The sequence below is a fragment of the Bradyrhizobium sp. Kon69 genome, from assembly GCF_055807515.1.
Genome location: NZ_JBVVOS010000128.1, coordinates 1 through 415, shown reverse-complemented (window position 1 = coordinate 415; position 415 = coordinate 1). Strand labels below are relative to the sequence as shown.

General features: G+C 42.9%; 1 protein-coding gene. It reads right to left on the bottom strand.

Annotation, left to right across the window (positions count from 1 at the left end; translation table 11 throughout):
* Positions 1 to 199: 199 nt before the first annotated feature.
* Positions 200 to 415: hypothetical protein (locus AC0L3U_RS38520; protein ID WP_473364980.1), on the bottom strand; the 216-nt coding region annotated here is incomplete at its 5' end.

Sequence of the window (415 nt, the reverse complement as noted above, 5' to 3'; positions counted from 1 at the left end):
ATTTCAAGCTAGTGGGGTTTTTACTTACTCTACTATGCATGGTGTAAAACCCGGGGCAGCTTTTCTACCCAGTCATATATATGACCATGGCGAGTGTGTTATGGGTACTGTGCATGCACTTTGTTATCTCAAATCTCAATCCAATACCCATTGGCAGTACGAGAAGTACTGTAGTGGCCAACTAAAATACGTTTCGGACTCAGGGTATACCGCTAATATTCTCGGCTGGAGTAACTATATCTTCCATCAATGAAGAAGGTGACTTGCTCGAATCCAGCTCGGAATAATACGATTCAACCTCATCTATTCCAAAGACGAATGCTTTTCTGGCAAGCGTAGGATACGTAATATTATTCTCTTCATCTGCGGCATACGTTATATTGAAGCGACCGCGCTCTGAGGGTTTTATTCCGAC